The following is a 22,076-nucleotide window of genomic DNA, read 5'->3' as shown; positions in this document are numbered from 1 at the left end:
TTTGATACGGCCAAGCTTTTCAGCTCTGAACACCTCAGAAAAGCTTGACCGCCAACAGAGTATCTACGTTTGTTTCGCGCCAATTATGCCTGTGTGATTTGCGCGCGAACGCCTTGGGGCATGGCTCGATATAGCGCCGTGCGAACAAGGCGGTCGCGCGCGCCTGGCCCAGGCAATACTGGCCCGAAACAAACGTAGGAGCGAGCGCAGCTCGCGATGCGCCGCGCGGGCGGCGCTCGTTCTGTGGAGCCCCGCAGCCCTCAGCGCGCTCCAAGCAACACCCTGTAACGGCCTGGAACACGTTCCGGGCCGTTTTCATTTAAAATTCCGCATCTTGGCAACGTCAGCCAAAGGTAAACCTCTGGTAAAGGCCCTTTGCTAAAACGATGCCAGTGCTTATCGTTCACCCTCCCCAAGCCGTCATTCCGAACAAGGTTCGTTCAACCCATGCAAGCGTCCAATTCCCGTTCCCCTCGTCGCTGGCTGCTCGGCCTGCTGATCTTGCTGCTGGTGGCTGCGCTGGCCTGGTGGCTGTGGCCTGCAGCAACGCCTGGGCATAAGGACGCCAGCGGCGGGCGTGGTGGCAAAGGCATGGGCATGGGCGGCCGCCCGGGCTTCGGTGGTTCAACCGATCCGGTGCCTGTGCGCGTCGAACCCGTGACCGTGGGTGACTTCCCGCTGTATTACAAGGCGCTGGGTACAGTGACTGCGACCAACACCGTCAACGTGCGCAGCCGCGTGGCAGGCGAGCTGGTCAAAATCCACTTCAAGGAAGGCCAGCAGGTCAAGGCCGGCGACCTGCTCGCCGAAATCGACCCGCGCACCTACCGGATCGCGCTGCAGCAGGCCGAAGGCACGCTGGCACAGAACCAGGCGCAGTTGAAGAACGCCCAGGTCGACCTGGCCCGCTACAAAGGCTTGTACGCCGAAGACAGTATCGCCAAGCAGACCCTCGACACGGCCGAGGCCCAGGTGGCGCAGTTTCAGGGCCTGGTCAAGACCAACCAGGCGCAAGTCAACGATGCCCGGCTAAACCTGGAGTTCACCCAGATCCGCGCCCCGATCAACGGCCGGGTGGGCCTGCGCCAGCTCGATCTGGGGAACCTGGTAGCGGCCAACGACACCAATGCCCTGGTGGTCATCACCCAGACCGAGCCCATCAGCGTTGCCTTCACCTTGCCGGAAACCGAACTGGACACCGTGCTGCAGCGTTACCGCAGCGGCGCCAGCCTGCCGGTCGAGGCCTGGGACCGCAGTGACAGCAAGCTGCAGTCCAAGGGGGTACTGGCCAGTATCGACAACCAGATCGACACCACCACCGGCACCCTGAAATTCAAGGGCCGCTTCGAGAACAAGGACCTGGCCCTGTTCCCCAACCAGTTCGTCAACGTGCGTCTGCTGGCCGACACCCTCAAGCAGGTGGTCATGGCCCCGGCGGCAGCCATTCAGTTCGGTAACGACGGCACGTTCGCCTACGTCGTCAACGACCAGAGCACGGTCAATGTACGCAAGCTCAAGGTCGGTGCCAGTGATGGCGAGCACAGCGTCATCCTCGATGGCCTGAAGGCCGGCGACCGCCTGGTACTGGAAGGTACCGACCGCCTGCGCGAGGGCACCAAGGTCGAGGTGGTCGAAAACAGCTCGCAGGTGCCGACTACCCCAGGCCAGAAACTGCAGGGCCAGGATGCCAAAGGGTCGGCAGATGCCGGTGAGGGCCAGCCAGGGCAAGCGCAGCCTGGTGCCGCAGCAGGCAAGGCGGGCGCATGAACCTCTCGCGCCTGTTCATCCTGCGGCCGGTCGCCACCACGCTGAGCATGCTGGCCATCGTGCTGGCCGGCCTGATCGCCTACAAGCTGCTGCCGGTTTCTGCCTTGCCGCAGGTGGACTACCCGACCATCCGCGTCATGACCCTGTACCCCGGCGCCAGCCCGGAGGTCATGACCAGCGCGGTGACCGCGCCGCTGGAGCGCCAGTTCGGCCAGATGCCCGGGCTTGAGCAAATGGCCTCGACCAGCTCCGGCGGCGCATCGGTGCTCACCCTGCGTTTCAACCTGGACATGAACATGGACGTTGCCGAGCAGCAGGTACAGGCCGCGATCAACGCCGCCAGCAACCTGCTGCCCAGCGACCTGCCGGCGCCGCCGGTGTACAACAAGGTCAACCCGGCCGACACGCCGGTACTGACCTTGGCCATTTCCAGCAAGACCATGCCGCTGCCCAAGCTCAACGACCTGGTCGATACCCGGGTGGCGCAGAAGCTTGCGCAGATCAGCGGCGTGGGCATGGTGAGCATCGCCGGGGGCCAGCGCCAGGCGGTGCGGATCAAGGTCAATGTCGATGCCTTGGCGGCCAATGGCCTGAACCTTGAAGATGTCCGCACGCTGATCGGCGCGTCCAACGTCAACCAGCCCAAGGGTAACTTCGACGGGCCAACCCGCGTGTCGATGCTCGACGCCAACGACCAGCTGCGCTCCCCCGAGGAATACGCCAACCTGATCCTGGCCTATAACAACGGTGCGCCGCTGCGCCTGAAGGACGTGGCCGAAATCGTCGACGGTGCCGAGAACGAGCGCCTGGCAGCCTGGGCCAACGAAAACCATGCGGTACTGCTGAACATCCAGCGCCAGCCGGGTGCCAACGTGATCGAAGTGGTAGACCGCATCAAGGCGCTGCTGCCGTCGATCACCGACAACCTGCCTGCGGGCCTGGATGTGTCGGTGCTCACCGATCGTACCCAGACCATCCGTGCCGCGGTCAAGGATGTCCAGCACGAACTGCTGATCGCCATCGTGCTGGTGGTCATGGTCACGTTCGTCTTCCTGCGCCGGGCCAGCGCCACCCTCATTCCGTCCATCGCGGTACCGCTGTCGCTGATCGGCACCTTCGGCGTGATGTACCTGGCCGGCTTCTCGGTCAACAACCTCACGCTGATGGCGCTGACCATCGCCACCGGCTTCGTGGTCGACGACGCCATCGTCATGCTGGAGAACATTTCCCGCCATATCGAAGAGGGCGAAACGCCCATGCAGGCCGCGCTCAAGGGCGCCCGGCAAATTGGCTTCACCCTGATATCGCTGACGTTCTCGCTGATTGCGGTACTGATCCCGCTGCTGTTCATGGCCGACGTGGTCGGCCGCCTGTTCCGCGAGTTCGCCATCACCCTGGCGGTGGCCATCCTGATTTCCCTGGTGGTGTCGCTGACCCTGACGCCAATGATGTGCGCGCGCCTGCTCAAACGTGAACCCAAGGAAGAAGAGCAGGGCCGGTTCTACCGTGCCAGTGGCGCCTGGATCGACTGGCTGATCAAACACTACGGCAGCGCCCTGCAATGGGTGCTCAGGCACCAGCCGCTGACGTTGCTGGTGGCGGTGGCAAGCCTGGGGTTGACGGTGTTCCTCTACATGGTGGTGCCCAAGGGCTTCTTCCCGGTGCAGGACACCGGGGTCATCCAGGGCATCTCCGAAGCGCCGCAGTCCACTTCGTTCGCCGCCATGAGCGAGCGCCAGCAGGCCTTGAGCAAGGTGATCCTGCAGGACCCGGCCGTACAAAGCCTGTCGTCCTATATTGGTGTCGATGGTGACAACGCCACGCTCAACAGCGGCCGCTTGCTGATCAACCTCAAGCCCCACGGCGAACGCGACGTCACGGCCAGCGAAGTGATCAGCCGGCTGCAGCCACAAGTCGACCGTTTGGTGGGCATTCGCCTGTTCATGCAGCCGGTGCAGGACCTGAGCATCGAAGACCGCGTCAGCCGCACCCAGTACCAGTTCAGCCTGTCGTCGCCCGATGCCGACCTGTTGGCGCAATGGAGCGGCACACTGGTGCAGGCGCTGCAGCAGCGCCCCGAGCTGGCCGATGTGGCCAGTGACCTGCAGGACAAAGGCCTGCAGGTGTACCTGGTCATCGACCGCGACATGGCCAGCCGTTTGGGCATCACCGTGTCGCAGGTCACCAACGCCTTGTACGACGCGTTTGGCCAGCGGCAGATCTCGACCATCTACACCCAGGCCAGCCAGTACCGTGTGGTGCTGCAGGCCAAAGATGCCGCGGTCATCGGCCCGCAGGCGCTGGAGTCGGTCCACGTCAAGGCTGCCGATGGCGGCCAGGTACGCCTGTCGGCATTGGCGCGCATCGAGCAGCGCCAGGCCCAGTTGGCGATCTCGCACATTGGCCAGTTCCCGGCCGTGACCCTGTCTTTCAACCTGGCCCATGGCGCGTCACTGGGTGAAGCGGTGCAGGTGATCGAGCAGGTACAGCAGGACATCGGCATGCCGCTGGGGGTGCAAACCCGCTTCCAGGGGGCGGCGGAGGCCTTCCAGGCCTCGCTTTCGAGCACCTTGCTGCTGATTCTGGCAGCGGTGGTCACCATGTACATCGTGCTGGGCGTGCTGTACGAGAGCTACATCCACCCGGTGACCATCCTCTCGACGCTGCCGTCGGCGGCCGTCGGTGCCTTGCTGGCCTTGCTCATCAGCGGCAACGACCTGGGCATGATCGCGATCATCGGCATCATCCTGCTGATCGGTATCGTCAAGAAGAACGCGATCATGATGATCGACTTCGCCCTCGAAGCCGAACGGCATCAAGGCATGAGCCCCCGGGACGCCATCTACCAGGCGGCGCTGTTGCGCTTCCGGCCAATCCTGATGACCACCCTGGCGGCGCTGTTCGGGGCCGTGCCACTGATGCTGGCCACAGGCTCCGGCGCCGAGCTGCGACAGCCGCTGGGCCTGGTGATGGTCGGTGGCTTGCTGGTCAGCCAGGTGCTGACGTTGTTCACCACTCCGGTCATCTACCTGTACTTCGACCGCCTGGCGCGCCGCTGGCGCCCGGCCGATAGCGCGAAGCAGGCCGAAGCATGAATCTGTCGGGGCCGTTCATTCGTCGCCCGGTGGCGACGATGCTTCTGAGCCTGGCGATCATGCTGCTGGGTGGGGTCAGCTTCAAGCTGCTGCCGGTTGCGCCACTGCCGGAAATGGATTTCCCGGTGATCGTGGTGTCGGCCAACCTGGCCGGTGCCAGCCCCGAGGTCATGGCCTCTACCGTGGCCACGCCACTGGAGCGCAAGCTGGGCAGCATCGCCGGCGTGACCACCCTGACCAGCAGCTCCAACCAGGGCTCGACGCGGGTGATCATCGGTTTCGAGATAGGCCGTGATATCGACGGTGCGGCGCGTGAAGTGCAGGCGGCCATCAATGCCACCCGCAACCTGCTGCCCAGCGGCATGCGCAGCATGCCTACCTACAAGAAGATCAACCCGTCGCAGGCGCCGGTCATGGTGCTTTCGCTGACCTCGGACGTGTTGCAGAAGGGCCAGTTGTACGACCTGGCCGACACCATTCTGTCGCAGAGCCTGGCCCAGGTGTCCGGGGTAGGGGAGGTGCAGATCGGCGGCAGCTCGTTGCCGGCGGTGCGCATTGCCGTCGAACCGCAATTGCTCAACCAGTACGGTCTGTCACTGGACGAAGTGCGCACCGCGGTGGCCAACGCCAACCAGCGCCGGCCCATGGGCTTTGTCGAAGACGCCGAGCGCAACTGGCAGGTGCGCGCCAACGACCAGTTGGACAAGGCCAGGGACTACGAGCCCATCGTCATTCGCCAGCAGAACGGGACCATCCTGCGTCTGTCCGACGTGGCTGCGATTACCGACGGGGTCGAGAACCGCTATAACAGTGGCTTCTTCAACGACCAGTCGGCGGTGCTGCTGGTGGTCAACCGCCAGGCTGGCGCCAACATCATCGAGACAGTCGGGCAGATCAAGGCGCAGCTGCCGGCCCTGCAGTCGCTGCTGCCCGCCAGCGTGCAACTGAACGTGGCCATGGACCGGTCGCCGGTCATCAATGCCAGCCTCAAGGAGGCCGAGCACACCCTGCTGATCGCGGTGGTGCTGGTGATCCTGGTGGTCTACCTGTTCCTCGGCAGCCTGCGCGCCTCGCTGATCCCCAGCCTGGCGGTGCCGGTATCGCTGGTGGGGACTTTCGCTGTCATGTACCTGTGTGGTTTTTCGCTCAACAACCTGTCATTGATGGCGCTGATCCTTGCCACCGGCCTGGTGGTGGACGATGCCATCGTGGTGCTGGAGAACATTTCCCGGCACATCGAAGACGGCCAGCCACCCATGAAGGCGGCCTTCCTGGGTGCCAAGGAAGTCGGCTTCACCTTGCTGTCGATGAACGTCTCGCTGGTGGCGGTGTTCGTTTCCATCCTGTTCATGGGCGGCATCGTGCGCAACCTGTTCCAGGAATTTTCCATCACTTTGGCGGCGGCCATCATCGTGTCGCTGGTGGTGTCGTTGACCCTTACGCCGATGCTCTGCGCGCGCTGGCTCAGGCCGCACAACGCCGAGCAGACCCGCCTGCAACGCTGGAGCGACAAGCTCCACCTGCGCATGGTCGACGCCTATGACCGCAGCCTGGGTTGGGCCCTGCGCCATAAGCGCCTGACCCTGTTCAGCCTGCTGGCAACCATTGGCCTGAATATCGCGTTGTACGTGGTGGTGCCCAAGACGCTGATGCCCCAGCAGGACACCGGCCAACTGATGGGCTTTATCCGCGGTGACGATGGCCTGTCGTTCAGCGTGATGCAGCCGAAGATGGAAACCTACCGTCGCGCCTTGCTCGCCGACCCTGCGGTGCAGAGCGTTGCCGGCTTCATCGGCGGCAACAGCGGCACCAACAATGCCATGATACTGGTGCGCCTGAAGCCGATCAGCGAGCGCAAGCTGGACGCGCAAAAAGTGATCGAGCGCCTGCGCAAAGAGATGCCCAAGGTGCCGGGTGGGCGGCTGTTCCTGATGGCCGACCAGGACTTGCAATTGGGGGGTGGCGGGCGTGACCAGACCTCGTCGCAGTACCTGTACACCCTGCAAAGCGGCGACCTGGCGGCGTTGCGCGAGTGGTTCCCGAAGGTGGTCGCTGCGCTGCGCGCGCTGCCGCAGCTGACTGCCATCGACGCCCGCGATGGGGGTGGCACCCAGCAGGTGACGCTGGTGGTGGACCGCGACCAGGCCAAGCGGCTGGGAATCGACATGGACATGGTCACCACGGTGCTGAACAACGCCTACAGCCAGCGCCAGATTTCCACCATCTACGACAGCCTCAACCAGTACCAGGTGGTGTTGGAAATCAACCCGAAATACGCCTGGGACCCCAGCACCCTCGAACAAGTGCAGGTGATCACCGCGGACGGTGCCCGGGTGCCGTTGTCGACCATCGCGCACTACGAAAATACCCTGGCCAACGACAGGGTCAGCCACGAAGGCCAGTTCGCTGCCGAAGACATCGCCTTCGACATTGCCGAAGGCTATAGCCCCGACCAGGCCCTGGCCGCGGTAGAGCGGGCAGTGGCGACCCTGGGCCTGCCGGAGGGGGTGATCGCCAAGCTCGGCGGCAGCGCCGATGCCTTTGCCAAGACCCAGCAGGGCCAGCCGTTCATGATCCTGGGTGCATTGCTGCTGGTGTACCTGGTGCTGGGTATTCTTTATGAAAGCTACATTCACCCGCTGACCATTCTCTCCACGTTGCCGTCGGCCGGCGTCGGTGCCTTGCTGGCGCTGTACCTGACCGGTGGCGAGTTCAGCCTGATTTCGCTGCTGGGGTTGTTCCTGCTGATTGGTGTGGTGAAGAAGAACGCCATCCTGATGATCGACCTGGCCCTGCAGCTTGAGCGTCATCAGGGCTTGTCTCCGGAAGAGTCGATTCGCCGCGCGTGCCTGCTGCGCCTGCGGCCCATCCTGATGACCACCTTGGCGGCCATCCTCGGTGCCTTGCCGCTGCTGCTAAGCCAGGCCGAAGGCGCCGAAATGCGCCAGCCGCTGGGCCTGACCATCATCGGTGGCCTGGTGTTCAGCCAGATCCTGACCCTTTACACGACGCCGGTGGTCTATCTGTACCTCGACCGCCTGCGCCACCGCTTCAACCGTTGGCGCGGTGTGCGCACCGACGCCGCCATGGAAACCCCGCTATGACATTTGCCCACTCCCCACTGCACCGTGGCCTGCAGGCGTTGACCCGCGGGCGTGGCTCGCGCCTGCTCAGCGCCGGGTTGTGCGTGGCCATGCTCAATGCCTGTACCCTGAGCCCGGACTACCAGCGCCCGGCGCTGGACAGCACGGCGGCGCAGTTCAAACACGCCGAGGGCTGGACCCAGGCCACACCGTCCGATGCCATCGCCCGTGGCGCCTGGTGGGAAATCTATGGCGACGCCGGGCTCAATGCGCTGGTCGAGGAACTGAACCGCAGCAACCAGACCGTGGCGCAGTCCGAAGCCCAGTACCGCCAGGCCCAGGCGCTGGTGCGCAGCAGCCGTGCGTCGCTGTTCCCCAGCCTTGACCTGAGCGCCAGCAAGAACCGCTCGGCGCAGGGTACTGGCAGCTCCAGCTCCAGCCTGTCCAACAACAGCAGCGGCATACGCGACACCTACAATGCGCAGTTGGGCGTGAGCTGGGAAATCGACCTGTGGGGCAAGTTGCGGGAAACCCTGAGTGCCAACCAGGCCAGTGCCCAAGCCAGCCTCGCCGACCTCGCCTCGATCCGCTTGAGCCAGCAGTCGGAACTGGTGCAGAACTACCTGCAACTGCGGGTGATCGACGAGCAGAAGCGCTTGCTCGAGGCGACCGTGGCCGCTTACCAGCGTTCGTTGCGGATGAATGAAAACCAGTACCGCGCCGGTGTTGCCGGCCCCGATGCGGTTGCCCAGGCGCGCACCCAGCTGAAAAGCACCCAGGCTGACCTGATCGACCTGATCTGGCAGCGTGCGCAGTTCGAGAACGCCATTGCGGTGTTGCTGGGCAAACCCCCGGCCGACTTCAACCTGGCCGACAGCAAGGCTATCCCCGCGCTGCCGCGCATTCCGGTGTCACTGCCTTCGCAATTGCTCGAGCGTCGGCCAGACATTGCTGCGGCCGAGCGCAATGTAATGGCTGCCAACGCCAATATCGGCGTGGCGCGGGCGGCGTACTTCCCGGACCTTAGCCTGAGCATGAATGGGGGGTATTCCAGCAGCAGTTTCAACAACTGGATCGAATTGCCCAACCGCTACTGGTCGGTGGGGCCGCAACTGGCGCTGACCCTGTTCGACGCCGGCAAGCGCAGTGCCGAGGTTGACCGCACCGTGGCAGTGTATGACCAGACCGTGGCGCAGTACCGGCAGACCGTGCTGGACAGCTTCAAGGAAGTGGAAAACCTGCTGGTGCAGTTGAAGGTGTACGGTGATGAAGCCGTGGTGCGCCAGGAGGCGCTGGATGCCGCCCGTGAGTCGCTGCGCCTGACCGAAAACCAGTACCGCGCAGGCTTGATCGGTTACCTGGACGTCGTCAATGTGCAGGCCACGGCGCTGAGTAACGAGCGCAGTGTGCTGAACCTGTTGCAAGGGCGCCTGGTGGCCAGTGTGCAACTGGTGGCCGCGCTAGGCGGTGGTTGGGATGCCGGGCAGGCGTTTGCCGAGCAGGATTGACGGCACCGCCCAGTGCGGGCCATTGACCTGCCAGACCAGCCCGCATTGCTCAATCACTTGGTGAGTGGCGCCTGGCACTGAGCGCCACCGGCGCGGCCCCCGGTCAGCTATTCCAGTCCGGGGCAAAGGGCGGGCTGACCACACGCTGGTCTTTCGGTAGTTCGGCAATCGCAGCGCGGTCCTCGTCATCCAGTTGCACGTTCAGCGCCGCCAGGTTGGCCAACTGGTTTTCGCGGCTGCTGGCCTTGGGGATCGCCGCCACACCGTCCTGGTCCAGTAACCATTTGAGCGCCACCTGGCTGGGCAGTACGCCGTGCTTGCCGGCAATCGCCTGGATCACCGGGTGCGCCGCCGCCTGGCCGCGGGCCAGCGGGGTATAGGCGGTGAGCAGCAGATCATGGCTACGGGCGTAATCGAGCAGCGGCTGCTGGCCGAGCAGCACGTGGTACTCCACCTGGATCGCCGACAACGGCGCCCCGTGCTGTTCCACGACCTCGCGTAGCAAGCCCAAGGGGAAGTTGGCCACACCAATGTGGCGTGCCTTGCCTTCTTCACGCAGGGCCACCAAGGTCTCGATACTGCGGGCCAGGTCTGCATGCTGGCCGGGCCAGTGAATATGGAACAGGTCCACCTGCTCGGTACCCAGTGCCCGCAGGCTGGCTTCCAGCGACGTGCGCATGGCCTTGGGTTGCAGCCGGTCCCACCAGACTTTGGTGGTCAGGTGGACCTGCTCGCGCGGAACGTCGCTGTCGCGCAGGGCCTGGCCGACGGCGCCTTCGTTCTCGTAGGCGGTGGCCGTGTCGATGTGCCGGTAGCCTAACTCCAATGCCTGGCGCACGGCCTGGGTGCACGCGCTGCCGGTCATTGGCCAGGTGCCCAGGCCCAGGGCAGGCAGTTTCAGGCCGTTACGGGTTGTAAGCCTTTGCATGTCAATTCCTTGTACAGTGTGCCGGGTGAGGCTCCATGGTCGATGATCACTGCGGCACGGGCCATGCGCGCGGCGCGCAAAGTGGTCGATCAGCGAACGGAAAATGCGTTCGGCCCCGGCCTGGGGCAAATGAACTTCCTTATGTTGCGGCATCTCTTCTAGAATCCCTGCTGTTGCATCCGCCAGGCTCCGCCTGCGCGGTCATCCCCCTGGCGCGGCCTATGGCGGCGTCGTCATCGAGAGAGCCATGAGTTCCAGTACACCGTTGTCCGGCGTCAACAAACCCTTGCGTGGCATCGCCCTGGTGGTGGTTGCGACGTTCCTGTTCGCCAGCCACGATGCCTTGTCCAAATTCCTCGGCGGCCTGTACCCGATCGTGATGGTGGTATGGGCGCGCTATGTGGTGCATACCCTGCTGATGGCCGGCATTTTCCTGCCCAAGGCCGGCCTGAACGTGCTGCGTACCCGCCGCCCGCTGTTGCAGACCCTGCGTGCCTTGAGCCTGCTGAGCACCAGCCTGCTGTTCACCACGGGCTTGCAGTACCTGCCACTGGCCGAGGCAACGGCGGTCAACTTCCTGGCCCCGGTGCTGGTCACCGCACTGTCGGCGCCATTGCTCAAAGAGCGGGTTACCGTGGCGCAGTGGGTGGCGGTGGTGCTGGGTTTCATCGGCGTGCTGGTGGTGGTGCACCCGGGTGGGGCCATGTTCACCCCGGCGATTCTGTTCCCGTTCGGCTCGGCGTTGGGCTTCTGCTTCTATCAGTTGCTGACGCGTATTCTGGCCGCGCATGACAGCCCCACCACCAGCAACTTCTATGCGGGGCTGTGCAATACGCTGGCGATGAGTGCGCTGGTGCCGTTCTTCTGGGAAGTGCCGCGCTGGGACCATGCCTTGCTGATGTTGGCGCTGGGCGGTTTCGGCATGACCGCGCACCTGTTGCTGACCCAGGCATTCCGCCATGCGGCACCCGCGTTGCTGGCACCGTTCAGCTATTGCCAGATCGTGTTCGCCGGCTTGCTTGGCTTGGTGGTGTACAGCCAGGTACCGGATACCTTGAGCCTGGTGGGTATCGCGGTGATCTGCCTCAGCGGCCTGGGGGCGGCGTGGATGCAGCGGGGCAAGTAAGCCTGGCCATCGTCAAGGCTGGCTGGCCATGAACTGCATGATGCGCTCGCGCAGCCAGCGCTCGGCCGGGTCGTTGTCCTGGGCGCCACTCCAGACCATCGACAGCTCGGCCTCGGTGATCTCGAACGGTGCAGGGTCGGCGCGCAGACAACTGTCCTCGACCAGTGCACAGGCAGCGTAGTCAGGTACCGTGGCGATCAGTTCGGTGTTGCGCAGCAGGGCGCGCAGGCTGCCGAACTGCGGCACGGCCAGCACCACTTTGCGGGATCGACCGATCCGCGCCAGGTCGAGGTCGATGTTGCCGCTCATGTCACCGGAAAACGACACCATCACATGCGGCCGGGCACAGTATTCGTCGAGTGTCAGCGGCCCCGGCCGATCGTCGGCGCGCAGCACCCGCACGCCGATATCGCGCAGCTTGCGGCGCTTGGCGGTTGCCGGCAGGTCGGTGGTGTAGCTCACTCCCACCGAGATCTCCCCGCTGGCCAGCAAGCCCGGCATCAACAGAAAGTTGGCCCGCCGGACCACCACGCTGATGTCCGGCGCTTCTTCACGCAGGGCTTGCAGCAAGGCCGGAAACAGACCGAACTCGGCATCGTCCGACAGCCCCAGGCGGAAGACGTTGCAACTGCTGGCCGGGTCGAACTCGCGGGCGCGGCTGATGGCCGCGGAAATCACATCCATGGCCGGGCCCAGCTCCGCGAAGATCTGCATCGCCCGTGGCGTGGGCTCCATGGCGCGCCCGCTGCGGATCAGCAGGGGGTCGTCGAACAGTTCGCGCAGGCGGGCGAGGGCGGCGCTGACGGTGGACTGGGTGATGAACAGCTTTTCACCAACGCGGGTGAGGTTGCGTTCGATCATCAAGGCTTCGAACAGCACCAGCAGGTTCATGTCGACGCGGCGCAGGTCGTTGCGGTTCATGAGGCTTGGGTTCCGGAGCTAAAGGGTTTGCGCTGTATTGAAGCATGGGCCGCCGCGTCGTGCCTTGTATGGATGTGCCGGCGGCCTGGTGGCTGAAGCTGCGGCGCTGAAAGAGCCAACCTATCGCGGCCAAACAGCCGCTCTATTAGACCTGCGCCCAGGCTCAGCTAGTCTTTCCCCTGGCCCCGCGAATTCCGCGCACCGGTGGGGGCAGCACCCCCGTGCAAGACCGCACCCACCTGTTGTGACAGCTTCGCAAGCCCCCGTTTACACCTGATCAGGCATGGCACGCGCGCCTGCTCGGCTGAGCGAACATCTGGCACAGACCGGAAATCTGGATAATCGACCTAAAGGTACCCGCAGATGTCGAACGAATCGAAATGCCCGTTCCATCAAACCGCAGGTGGCGGCACCACCAACCGTGACTGGTGGCCTGACCAGCTCAACCTCAGAATCCTGCACCAGCACTCGTCGAAGTCTGACCCGATGGAGCCGGACTTCGACTACGCCAAGGCCTTCAAAAGCCTGGACTTCCAGGCCCTGAAGCAAGACCTGACGGCGTTGATGACCGATTCGCAGGACTGGTGGCCGGCCGATTTTGGCCACTACGGCCCGCTGTTCATCCGCATGGCCTGGCACAGCGCCGGCACCTACCGCATTGCCGATGGCCGCGGTGGCGCAGGCTCTGGCCAGCAACGCTTCGCACCGCTCAACAGCTGGCCAGACAACGTCAGCCTGGACAAGGCACGGCGCCTGCTGTGGCCGATCAAGCAAAAGTATGGCAACAAGATTTCCTGGGCCGACCTGATCGTGCTCACGGGCAACGTGGCGCTGGAGTCGATGGGCTTCAAGACCTTCGGCTTCTCTGGCGGCCGCGCCGATGTGTGGGAGCCGGACGAAGATGTCTACTGGGGCTCGGAAAAGGTCTGGCTGGGTGGCGATACCCGCTATGGCAAGGAGCAGGTCAAGGCCCAGCCGCCAGGGCAAGGGGATCTGGTGGCAGAGCCCGCCAAGCACCCGCAGGAACAAAGCCGAGACCTCGGTGGCGAGCGTAACCTCGAAAACCCGCTGGCCGCTGTGCAGATGGGCCTGATCTACGTGAACCCGGAAGGGCCGGAGGGCAACCCCGACCCGGTCGCCTCGGGCAGGGACATCCGTGAAACCTTTGGCCGCATGGCCATGAACGATGAAGAAACGGTGGCGCTGATCGCCGGCGGCCATGCCTTCGGCAAGACCCACGGTGCCGGCCCGGCCGACAATGTCGGCCCCGAGCCGGAAGCCGCTGGGCTGGAACTGCAGGGCCTGGGCTGGGCCAACAGGTTGGGTACCGGCAAGGGCGGCGACACCATCACCAGCGGCCTTGAAGTGACCTGGACTTCGACGCCGACGAAGTGGAGCAACGAGTACCTGAACAACCTGTTCGACTTCGAGTGGGAGCTGACCAAAAGCCCCGCAGGTGCCCACCAGTGGACACCGAAGGAGGGCAAAGGCGCGGGTACCGTACCGGATGCCCACGACCCGGCCAAACGCCACGCGCCGTCGATGCTCACGTCTGACCTGGCGCTGCGTTTCGACCCGGTCTATGGGCCTATCGCCAAGCGCTTCAAGGACAAACCTGAGCAACTGGCAGATGCTTTCGCCCGCGCCTGGTACAAGCTGATCCACCGCGACATGGGCCCGCTGGCGCGCTACCTGGGCCCGGAAATGCCCAATGAAGAGCTGCTGTGGCAAGACCCGATCCCGCCAGTCGACCACCCGCTGGTGGGCGAGCAGGACATTGCCGCGCTCAAGGCCAAGGTGCTGGCCACGGGCCTGAGCGTGGGCGAGCTGGTGGCCACGGCCTGGGCTGCAGCATCGACCTTCCGGGGCTCTGACAAGCGCGGCGGTGCCAACGGTGGTCGCTTGCGCCTGGCACCGCAAAAAGACTGGGTGGCCAACCAGGGCACCGGCAAGGTCGTTGCCGCGCTTGAGCACATCCAGGCCGAGTTCGCTGCCAGCGGCAAGCACATTTCCCTGGCCGACTTGATCGTGCTGGCCGGTGCCGCTGCCGTGGAGAAGGCCGCCAAGGACGCCGGTCATGACCTGAGCGTGGCGTTTCGCCCGGGCCGTGCCGATGCTACGCAGGCACAGACCGACGTGGAATCGTTCGCCGTGCTGGAGCCGCTGGCGGATGGTTTCCGAAATTTCAGCAAGGGCCGCTACAGCGTCAAAGCCGAGAAGTTGTTGCTGGACAAGGCGCAGCTGTTGACCTTGACCGCGCCGGAAATGACCGTGCTGATCGGCGGGCTGCGCGTGTTGGGTGCCAACCATGCGGGGAGCCAACAGGGCGTGTTCACCGACAAGGTCGGTACCCTGAGCAACGATTTCTTCCGCAACCTGCTGGACATGGGCGTGGAGTGGAAGCCGACTTCGGCAGACAACGAAGCGTTCGAAGGCCGCGACCGCAAGAGCGGGCAGGTGAAATGGAGCGCAAGCCGCGTCGACCTGGTGTTTGGGTCGCATGCGCAATTGCGGGCGTTGAGCGAGGTGTACGGCAGCAGTGATGGCGGCGCCAAGTTCGCGCGCGATTTCGTTGCCGCCTGGGAGAAGGTCATGGAACTGGACCGTTTTGACCTGAAGTGAGGAACCTGCGGGGGCTGCCGGGCAGCCCCCGTTGCCATTGGCGATCCCGCCAACTCCAGGTCGGATAGATACAAAAGTGCCCTTGTCGGTTCTGTTGCAATGCTTCTCAGGCGGCCGGCCTGAACAGCGTGCTCACAACGACAAGGAAACCCGACCATGCAAATGCCCAAGACCCTGAAAATCCGCAACGGCAACAAGGTGCAGCCGACCTTTTCTGCCCAGGAATATGCCGCCCGCCACGCCCGGCTGCGGGCGTACATGGCGGAACACGACATCGAAGCGGCCATTTTCACCTCGTACCACAACGTCAACTACTACAGCGACTTCCTCTATTGCTCGTTCGGCCGCCCCTATGCGCTGGTCGTTACCCAGGACAAGGTCGTCTCGGTCAGCGCCAATATCGATGGCGGGCAACCGTGGCGGCGTACGGTCGGTACCGACAACATCGTCTACACCGACTGGCAACGTGACAATTACTTCGTCGCGATCCAGCAGGCGTTGCCCCTGGCCTCGCGCATCGGGGTGGAGTACGACCACCTCAACCTGCAGAACCACGCCAAGTTCGCGGCCTGCTATCCGAAAGCGGAACTGGTGGATATCGGCGCGCCCTGCATGCGCATGCGCATGATCAAGTCGGCCGAGGAACAGGCGCTGATCCGCCACGGTGCGCAGGTAGCCGATATCGGCGGGGCTGCGGTGGTCGAGGCACTGCGCGACCAGGTGCCAGAGTACGAGGTGGCGCTGCACGCGACCCAGGCGATGGTGCGCGAGATTGCCCGACGCTTCCCGGATGCCGAACTGATGGACACCTGGACCTGGTTCCAGTCCGGGCTCAATACCGACGGTGCACACAACCCGGTCACCAGCCGCCGGGTCGGCAAGGGGGAGATCCTGAGCCTCAACTGCTTCCCGATGATCGCCGGTTACTACACCGCACTGGAGCGTACGCTGTTCCTCGACCACTGCCCGGAGGCGCACCTGCGGCTATGGCAGGCCAACGTCGAGGTGCACGAAGCCGGACTGAAACTGGTGCGCCCAGGCATGCGCTGCAGCGACATTGCCCGTGAACTGAATGACATTTTCCTGCGCCATGACCTGCTGCAATACCGCACCTTCGGCTATGGCCACTCATTCGGCACCTTGAGCCATTACTACGGCCGCGAGGCCGGGCTTGAACTGCGTGAAGACATCGACACAGTGCTGGAGCCGGGGATGGTGGTGTCGATCGAGCCGATGATCATGCTGCCCGAAGGCCGGCCTGGGGCCGGTGGCTATCGCGAGCATGACATCTTGATCGTCAACGACAGCGGTGCCGAAAACATCACCCGGTTCCCGTATGGGCCGGAGCACAACATCATTCGCAAATAAGACTGATGCCGGCTTTGGCGCCCGCACCCCAGCGCCCTGTGGGCGCCGGTGTGTCGGCGCCAAAGCCACTACACACAACAACAATATCCCGTATGACCACCAGACCCTGCCTCCAATTAGAACAACCATAGGGGTACCCGTCATGTCCAGCACCACCCTTGACCCATCCGCCGTCGCTGGCGTTTCGCACAGCGCCGAACGCCAAGCCCTGCGCAGGGCTGCCCGGGCCAGCTTCATGGGCAACTTCGTCGAATGGTTCGACTACGCAGCCTATGGCTACCTGGCCACCATCATCGCCGCCACCTTCTTCCCGCAGGCCGACAAGGCCACCAGCCTGTTGGCAACCTTTGCAGTGTTCGCCCTGTCGTTTCTGGTACGCCCATTGGGCGGCATCGTCTGGGGCCATTTCGGCGACCGGTATGGCCGGCGCACGGCGCTGTCGTGGTCGATCCTGATCATGTCGCTGTCCACCTTCTGCATCGGCTTGCTACCCGGTTACGCCCAGATCGGTCTATGGGCGCCGGCGCTGCTGTTGTTGATTCGCCTGGTGCAGGGGTTTTCCGCTTCGGGTGAGTATGCTGGTGCAGCAGCGTTCCTGGCCGAGTACGCGCCGCCGGGCCGGCGTGGCTTGTATACCAGCATTGTGCCGGCCAGTACCGCGGCGGGCCTGTTGTTCGGGGCAGCGTTCGTCGCGCTGTTGCATGAAGGGCTCAGCAGTGAAGCCTTGCACACCTGGGGCTGGCGCCTGCCGTTCCTGCTGGCGGCGCCATTTGGCCTGGTGGGGCGCTATATCCGCATCAGCTTGCAGGACACGCCCAAGTTCCTGGAAATGGAGCAGCGCCTGGAAAACAAGGCCGGCATGGCTCCGGCGCCCTTGCGCGAACTGCTCGGCCAGCATCGCCGCAGCCTGGCTATCGGCATGGGGGTTACCTGCCTGAACGCGGTTGCGTTCTATTTGCTGCTCAGCTACATGCCGACCTATCTGTCCACTGAAATGGGCATGAGCGAGCGGGATTCATTCATTGCGTCGACGGTGTCGCTGGCCACCTATATCGGCCTGGTTTTCCTGATGGGGCGGCTGTCTGACCTGTTTGGACGCAAAACCATGCTGGTGGTGGCATCGCTGTTGTTCCTGGGCCTGACGGTGCCGCTGTTCAGCCTGCTGGACGGGCAACCGCTGCTGGTGATCCTGGCGATACAAATCATGTTCGGTGCGATGCTGGCGATGAACGACGGGACCTTGCCGTGCTTGCTGGCAGAGCTGTTTCCCACGCGGGTGCGCTTCAGCGGTTTTGCTTTGAGCTTCAATGCGGCCAATGCGCTGTTTGGCGGCACTGCACCGTTCATTGCCACTTGGCTGATCCAGGTGACCGGCAGCAAACTGGCGCCGGCGGGTTACTTGCTGGCAGCCGCACTGGTGGCGCTGGTGGCCATGCTGATGTGCCGGGAAACAGCCCACGCTGCGCTGGAAGATTGAATCACCTGGCCCCCACATCGCGCAAAGGGTGCGAACCTGACCTAGCCCATGACCCCGGTCAGTGCAACGAGGCCTGCCGCCGCTCGCCCAGTGGTGACAAGCCGAAGAACCGGCTGTAGCTCTTGGAGAAATGCGCTGGCGAACTGAACCCGCACGCCAGCGCCACTTCGCGCACCTGCACATCGCTGCGCAGCAGCAGCTCCCGTGCGTGTGACAGGCGCAGTTCCAGGTAGTACTGGCTGGGGGTGCGTTGCAGGTATTTGTGGAACAGCCTTTCGAGCTGGCGCACGGTCACCTCGTTGAGGCTGGCCAGCTCTTCGAGGGTCAGTGGTTCCTCGAGGTTGGCCTCCATGATCGCCACCACCTGGCTGAGTTTGGGCTGGGCACTGCCGAGCAGGGTGCGCAACGGCACCCGTTGGCGGTCGCGCTCGCCACGCACGCGATCACACAGCAGCAGTTCGGCGGCCTTGGCGGCGATAGCCTGGCCACCGGGCTCGCGGGCTACCAGTTGCAGCATCATGTCCATCGCCGCCACCCCGCCCGAGCAGGTATAACGGTCGCGGTCCAGCTCGAACAGCTGGCTGGAGATGACAATGCCGGGAAAATGCGCTTGCAGGGTTGGCAGGTCTTCCCAGTGGATGGTACAGCGGTAGCCGGTGAGCAGCTCGGCCTTGGCCAGCAGGTAACTGCCGGTGCAGATACCGCCCAGGGGCAGGTGTTGCCGTGCCAGGTGGCGCAGCCATTCGATCAGCGGGCGGTTGCCGCGGCCTCGGTCGATCGGGTTGGCGCCTACCACCAGCAGCGTGTCCAGGGCAGGGGCGTTGGCGATGCTGTAGTCGGGCAGTACGCGCATGCCGTTGCTGGCCACCACCGGTGCCTCATCCGCCGCAATCAACACACTGCGAAACAAGGTTTGATGTGCGGCCAGGTTGGCCATGCGCAGGGTTTCGACGGCCGATGCCAGGCCGATCGTGGTGAAATTGGGCAAAATCAGAAAGCCGAAGGTCTTGACCGAACAACGCTTTACACTTGAAAGCGGCGGGTTTGCAGAAACGGGGTGGACCATTGCGCTGTACCTGTGCAAGCTGAGCCGTGGTTTATCAGGGGCAGTGAAAAACAGGGCCTCGCGTGGTGCTTGTTGTTATAGGTCGTTGCCGGGTCGATCTTACACCCAGGGCGCAGCGGCCAGGAATGGCTCTGCCCGTTGGCAGGGCCGACAGTGATCGCATAGAGAAGGTGATTGTCAGTGAACCCCGAAACCTTGCTGGCAAGCCTGCCAGGCTACGCTATCGCACCTGAGTCGATTCAGGTGCTGCCCGATGCCAAGGCCTACCGTGCCTGCCTGCTCGAGCGTATCGGCATGGCCACCCGGCGCATTGTCATCGTGGCCCTGTACCTGCAGGAAGACGAGGCAGGCCAGGAAGTACTGGACGCCTTGTACCAGGCCAAGGCCGCCCGCCCAGGCCTGCAAATCACCGTTGTGGTCGACTGGTTCCGCGCCCGCCGCGGGCTGCTGGGGGCCGGGCGTCAACCGGGCAATGCGGCCTGGTACCAGGCCCAGCGCCAGTTGCACGGGCTGGAGATCGCCATCCATGGGGTGCCGGTGCAGACCCGCGAGCTGTTTGGGGTGTTGCACCTCAAGGGCAGCATCATCGACGACTGTGTGATCTATACCGGTGCCAGCCTGAACAACGTGTACCTGCACCGTTTCGATCGCTACCGCCTGGACCGCTATCACCTGTTCCAGTCACCAGCACTGGCGGATGCCATGGCCGACTTGGTGCAGCGCCTGCTGCATCCGGCCGCCACGCCGCGTCTCGATCTGCCGGCGCCACCTTCTACCCGCAGCCTGCGCGGTGACATCCGGCGCTTGCGCGCGCGGTTGCGGCGCATGGCCTATCAGGCCCCGGCCCCTGAGCCAGGGCAGGGCCTGCGGGTCATACCGCTGCTGGGCGTGGGGCGAGGCAACCGGTTGAACCGGGCTGTGTGCGCATTACTGGCGGCGGCGCAGGCGCAGATCATCATCAGTACGCCGTATTTCAACCCGCCACGTGTCGTGATGCGCGAGCTTGACCAGGCGTTGGCGCGTGGGGTGCGGGTTGAGTTGATTGTCGGCGACCGCACAGCGAACGACTTCTATATCCCCCCAGGCGAACCGTTCAGCGCCAGTGGCGCGTTGCCTTACCTGTACGAGGACACCTTGCGCGCCTTCGTTCGGCGCCGCCAGGCGGCGATAGCCAGCGGGCAGCTACAAGTGCGCATCTGGAACGACCCGGGGCATACGTTTCATGCCAAGGGGGTGTGGGTCGATCAGCGTTATTCGCTGCTGACCGGCAACAACCTGAACCCGCGGGGGTTCAACCTGGACCTGGAGAACGGCTTGCTGATCGACGACCCGCATGGGCAATGGTTGGCGCCGCGTGAAGCGGAGCTCGACGGGTTGCGCCATTTCGCGCCGCCGATCGATTCGCTGGAGGCCCTGGGGGTGAAGGCCGAACACCCCAAGGAAGTGCGCCGGTTCCTGCGGCGGTTGCGCTACAGCCGCCTGGAACCGTTGATCAAGCGGGTGTTGTGACGAACTGGCGCAAGGAAATGGCTGCCTGGGCCTGACCGAGGGCCTCATGAAGGGAAGCTGACTGATCGTCAGGTCAGCTATTCAGCCGGCGATGATATCAATATGATATCGGTGCTGCCGCAGGCGTTCCTGTGGTTGAGCTATGATTTACGGGCTCCCGACCAGGGCCCCTCTGAAAAGTCATCACGAGCGCATACAATCGCGCCCTTTTCCTTATTAACCAGATAGGCCAAAGCGTATATGGCGCTAGATCCACCGACGATGCTGACCATTTCGGTTGCCCTGGCAGCAGCGGCTGCCCTGTATTTGGCAATTGAGTGGCGCAGTGTCCGCGAGTCCTCGCTACTGTTCTGGAGCGCAGGCTTCGCCACCATCACGGTCGGTTGCGTGCTGGCCTTGTTGCGCGGGATCGGTTTGCTGTTCATCGGCATCTGGTTCGCCAATGGCTTGCTGGTGGTGGCCCATGGGTTCTTCTTGTGGGGTGTGCTGCGCTTTACCCAGGAGCGTTTGTCACGGGCCTGGCTGGTCATCGTGCTGGTCTGGTTCGCCCTGCTGCTGTTGCCCGTGGGGCCGCAGTGGTCGAAGGTGATGTTGATGGTCAACTCGTTGCTGGTAGCGGCGCTGACCCTCAAGGCGAGCTTCCTGTTGCGGCCCCATGGCAAGTCGTTGAGCGTTGGCGCGGTGCAGCTGCGCTACGTGCTGTTGCTTCATGGTGTGTTCTACGTGGTCAAGGCAATCATTGCGATTGCACCGGGTACCTTGATCGACCTGGCCACGTTTGGCGGGCTGATCATTCAGGTTTCGCTGGTGGAGGGGGCGATGGCGATCATGCTGATTGCCTTGTCGATGACTGGCACCGTGCGTTACCGACGCGAGGAGCGGATTGCCCGGTTGGCGGCACGCGACCCGCTGACCGCGCTGTACAACCGGCGGGCCCTGGAAGTGCGGGCAGCCCCTTTTTTCAAGGACGTCAGCCCAACCCAGCCTGGTGCATTGCTGCTGATCGACATCGACAATTTCAAGCTGGTCAATGACTTGCATGGGCATATTGCCGGGGATCGGTTGCTGGTCGCCCTGAGCGAGATGATCCGTACGGTGCTGCCGGAGCGCTCGCTGGCGGCGCGTTTGGGCGGGGACGAGTTTGTCATATTGCTCAGTGGCACCAGCAATGAGCGGGTGTTGGACCTGGGTGGGATCTTGCGGGAACAGTTCCAGCTGTATGCGGGCAAGACGGCGCCGACGCCGGAGGCGGTGACGCTCAGTATTGGCGCCAACCTGTTCGACCAGCCGCCGGCGAGTCTGGCGGCACTGATCGAGCAGGGTGATGTGGCGTTGTATCAGTCCAAGCGGGGTGGGCGGGACAGTATTCGTTTTGTCGAGCGGTCGATGGCGGGGGTTGGCCAGTGAGGCTTCAGCCTTGGTCAGCCCTGATGCGCTCCCTGTGGGAGATTCTATGGTTCCTGGCAAGGGTAGCCGGGGCATCTTCAGCGCCTGTGAGATCGAGCGCCGCCCGCGCGGCGCAATCGCGAGCTGCGCTCGCTCCTACGTTTGTTTCGGGCCAGTAACGCCTGTGACAGGCGCGCGCGGCCGCCTTGTTTGTACGGCG

General features: G+C 63.9%; 13 protein-coding genes. 10 read left to right on the top strand and 3 right to left on the bottom strand.

What is annotated here, in order from left to right; all coding sequences use genetic code 11:
- Positions 1 to 447 precede the first annotated feature (447 nt).
- Genes QME24_RS22785 through QME24_RS22770 form a run of 4 tightly spaced genes read left to right on the top strand, consistent with a single transcriptional unit; the run spans position 448 to position 9,453 of the window.
- Positions 448 to 1,767, top strand: coding sequence for an MdtA/MuxA family multidrug efflux RND transporter periplasmic adaptor subunit (locus tag QME24_RS22785; RefSeq protein WP_054905889.1), 1,320 nt, complete (start codon positions 448 to 450; stop codon positions 1,765 to 1,767).
- Positions 1,764 to 4,862 (top strand): MdtB/MuxB family multidrug efflux RND transporter permease subunit, encoded by a 3,099-nt coding sequence (locus tag QME24_RS22780; protein WP_047149881.1) that lies wholly within the window; start codon positions 1,764 to 1,766, stop codon positions 4,860 to 4,862. The genes QME24_RS22785 and QME24_RS22780 overlap by 4 nt, the downstream gene beginning before the upstream one ends.
- Entirely contained in the window at positions 4,859 to 7,966 is a 3,108-nt protein-coding gene (locus QME24_RS22775) for an efflux RND transporter permease subunit (RefSeq protein WP_280091760.1), read from the top strand. The genes QME24_RS22780 and QME24_RS22775 overlap by 4 nt, the downstream gene beginning before the upstream one ends.
- The gene (locus QME24_RS22770; RefSeq protein ID WP_054905886.1) at positions 7,963 to 9,453 is read left to right on the top strand and encodes an efflux transporter outer membrane subunit; all 1,491 of its coding nucleotides are present in this window, start codon (positions 7,963 to 7,965) and stop codon (positions 9,451 to 9,453) included. Before QME24_RS22775 ends, QME24_RS22770 begins: the two co-directional genes overlap by 4 nt.
- Before the next feature lie 103 nt (positions 9,454 to 9,556).
- Here QME24_RS22770 and QME24_RS22765 read toward each other — a convergent pair whose 3' ends face one another.
- On the bottom strand, positions 9,557 to 10,381 hold the full coding sequence (locus tag QME24_RS22765; protein WP_054905885.1) for an aldo/keto reductase: 825 nt from the start codon (positions 10,379 to 10,381) through the stop codon (positions 9,557 to 9,559).
- Positions 10,382 to 10,628: 247 nt separating this feature from the next.
- Here QME24_RS22765 and QME24_RS22760 point away from each other — a divergent pair, with 247 nt between their 5' ends.
- Complete coding sequence (locus QME24_RS22760; RefSeq protein WP_054905884.1) at positions 10,629 to 11,507, top strand: DMT family transporter; 879 nt, start codon at positions 10,629 to 10,631, stop codon at positions 11,505 to 11,507.
- A gap of 12 nt (positions 11,508 to 11,519) precedes the next feature.
- Here QME24_RS22760 and QME24_RS22755 read toward each other — a convergent pair whose 3' ends face one another.
- Entirely contained in the window at positions 11,520 to 12,428 is a 909-nt protein-coding gene (locus QME24_RS22755; RefSeq protein ID WP_009682409.1) for a LysR family transcriptional regulator, read from the bottom strand.
- Positions 12,429 to 12,791: 363 nt separating this feature from the next.
- Between QME24_RS22755 and katG the strand changes: the two genes are divergently transcribed.
- From katG to QME24_RS22740, 3 genes are all read left to right on the top strand, one after another.
- Positions 12,792 to 15,050 (top strand): catalase/peroxidase HPI, encoded by a 2,259-nt coding sequence (katG, locus tag QME24_RS22750; protein WP_280091761.1) that lies wholly within the window; start codon positions 12,792 to 12,794, stop codon positions 15,048 to 15,050.
- Positions 15,051 to 15,206: 156 nt separating this feature from the next.
- Positions 15,207 to 16,418, top strand: a complete 1,212-nt coding sequence (locus QME24_RS22745; RefSeq protein ID WP_029886918.1) for a M24 family metallopeptidase — start codon at positions 15,207 to 15,209, stop codon at positions 16,416 to 16,418.
- A gap of 142 nt (positions 16,419 to 16,560) precedes the next feature.
- Positions 16,561 to 17,895, top strand: coding sequence for an MFS transporter (locus QME24_RS22740; protein ID WP_154211649.1), 1,335 nt, complete (start codon positions 16,561 to 16,563; stop codon positions 17,893 to 17,895).
- A gap of 58 nt (positions 17,896 to 17,953) precedes the next feature.
- On the opposite strand, the gene QME24_RS22735 is transcribed toward QME24_RS22740, so the two are convergent.
- Positions 17,954 to 18,961 (bottom strand): GlxA family transcriptional regulator, encoded by a 1,008-nt coding sequence (locus QME24_RS22735; RefSeq protein ID WP_154211650.1) that lies wholly within the window; start codon positions 18,959 to 18,961, stop codon positions 17,954 to 17,956.
- Positions 18,962 to 19,141: 180 nt separating this feature from the next.
- Here QME24_RS22735 and pssA point away from each other — a divergent pair, with 180 nt between their 5' ends.
- Together pssA and QME24_RS22725 are read left to right on the top strand one after the other, a co-directional pair.
- On the top strand, positions 19,142 to 20,470 hold the full coding sequence (pssA, locus tag QME24_RS22730; RefSeq protein WP_054906298.1) for a CDP-diacylglycerol--serine O-phosphatidyltransferase: 1,329 nt from the start codon (positions 19,142 to 19,144) through the stop codon (positions 20,468 to 20,470).
- 261 nt (positions 20,471 to 20,731) lie between these two features.
- The gene (locus QME24_RS22725; protein ID WP_054906297.1) at positions 20,732 to 21,877 is read left to right on the top strand and encodes a GGDEF domain-containing protein; all 1,146 of its coding nucleotides are present in this window, start codon (positions 20,732 to 20,734) and stop codon (positions 21,875 to 21,877) included.
- Positions 21,878 to 22,076 lie beyond the last annotated feature (199 nt).

Source organism: Pseudomonas sp. PARCl1 (genome assembly GCF_947311875.1).
Lineage (GTDB): Bacteria > Pseudomonadota > Gammaproteobacteria > Pseudomonadales > Pseudomonadaceae > Aquipseudomonas > Aquipseudomonas juntendi.
This window is presented reverse-complemented; position numbering and strand designations above follow the sequence as displayed.